Origin of the sequence: Roseovarius salincola (genome assembly GCF_026891095.1) — a bacterium.
Lineage (GTDB): Bacteria > Pseudomonadota > Alphaproteobacteria > Rhodobacterales > Rhodobacteraceae > Roseovarius > Roseovarius salincola.
On record NZ_JAPTNL010000049.1, the window covers coordinates 1 to 1,694 of the forward strand.

Here is a 1,694-nt window from a genome sequence, read left to right on the forward strand (position 1 = left end):
CCGGCATGGCTGCCCTTACGATCTGCGAGGCGCTGATGCTTGCCATGAACGATCGCGCGCTGCTGCCCGAGCACGAGATTATGGGGGTGCTCCGCGATGCCGCGGCGACCCACGAAAACGCCACCGGCACAGACGCCGAAACGGAATCACACCGGGCCGTGGCGAGGATCATCAACCGAATCATAGCTGGCGGCAACTCTGTTCGCAGACCGCCGGAATGACAGGCTCGACCAGAGAGGAAACGACGCGCGCCATGACATTCGCGACCAGACAACGAGACACGCCGGCGGCCGGCCAGCCCGATCATAAAGCCATGCAAACCGCCAAAGGCAACCACGACAAGCCGGTACGATCCGGCGCATACTCCAGGCGGCTCACCGCGAACGACACCGCCGAGGCCGGGCAGATACAGAAACGCCGGTGCGAGGTCCCCGCCCGCGATACCGATCCTGCCTCCGGCGGGCCAAGCCTAGAGGGCGAAATCGCCCTGCGGGCCTCGGACTGGACCCGGAAACTGGCACCCTACCGCCAGCCCATCCCCTCCCGCAGCGTCTTCGAACTGACAGTCACGCTGGTGCCCTTCGTCGCGATCTGGGCGGTGGCGTGGTGGCTTGTCTCGATCAGTGCGCTGTTGGCCATGGCTCTGGCGCTGGCGAACGCAGCCTTCCTCGTCCGCCTTTTCATCATCCAACACGACTGCGGGCATGGCTCCCTGTTCCGCGACCGGTGCCTGTGCGACTGGATTGGCCGCGGGCTCGGCGTGCTCACCCTCACGCCCTATGACGTCTGGCGAAAAACGCACGCGATCCACCATGCGACGACCGGTAACCTGGACAGGCGGGGCGTCGGGGACGTTCCGACCCTGACGGTCAGAGAGTATCGCGAAAAGGGATGGCTCGGACGCGCACTTTATCGCCTTCTGCGCCATCCGGTCGTCATGTTCGGCGTGGTGCCGTTCTACCTGTTCTTCCTGCAGCACCGGTTGCCGGTCTACCTGATGCGGTCCGGCTGGCGCTACTGGCTGAGCGCGATGGCGACGAATGCCGCCATCGGCCTTGTCCTTGGCCTGATCGGCTGGCTGGGCGGTTGGGATGTCCTGCTGTTCGTGTTCCTACCGACGATGATGCTGGGCGCGATCGCCGGCACCTGGTTCTTCTACGTCCAGCACCAATTCGAGGAAACGAGTTGGGAGCACGAGGCCGACTGGAACATCCAGGAGGCCGCCCTGCAGGGCAGTTCGCACTACGCCCTGCCCGGCATCCTGCGCTGGATCACCGGCAATATCGGCGTCCACCACGTGCACCACCTCGCCAGCCGAATCCCGTTCTACCGTCTTGGCGAGGTGGTCAGGGACCACGATCTGCTGGCGCGTTCCAAGCGCATCACGCTTTGGCAAAGCTTTCGTTGCGCGCGGCTTCATCTGTGGGACGAGAAAAGCCGTAGACTTCTGTCCTTCGCTGCGGCCCGGACAGTTGCTGCGTGAGTCTTGAGGATTTCGCCAAGAGACGACCGTACGTGACCCCGTGTCACGCGGTACCGTCGCTGCATTTCAAAGCCATACTTGGATAGCGTCGACCGGGTCATTCTTGCCATCGGATCATCGCCGGGTGCCATCCGTTGTAACGAGGTTCCGAGCCCGTCCTAGAAGGGGAAGAAAACGGGAATGGAAAGCACCGCCGACGTGCCCACGATTA

2 protein-coding genes are annotated in these 1,694 nt (G+C 63.6%); both read left to right on the forward strand.

Going from position 1 to position 1,694, the window contains the following annotated elements; all coding sequences use genetic code 11:
- Nucleotides 1–221, forward strand: a 221-nt coding sequence (locus tag N5A93_RS19410; protein ID WP_268956744.1) for a hypothetical protein, incomplete at its 5' end; no start/stop codon positions are given.
- A gap of 32 nt (nt 222–253) precedes the next feature.
- Nucleotides 254–1,483 (forward strand): fatty acid desaturase, encoded by a 1,230-nt coding sequence (locus N5A93_RS19415; RefSeq protein WP_268956745.1) that lies wholly within the window; start codon nt 254–256, stop codon nt 1,481–1,483.
- Nucleotides 1,484–1,694 lie beyond the last annotated feature (211 nt).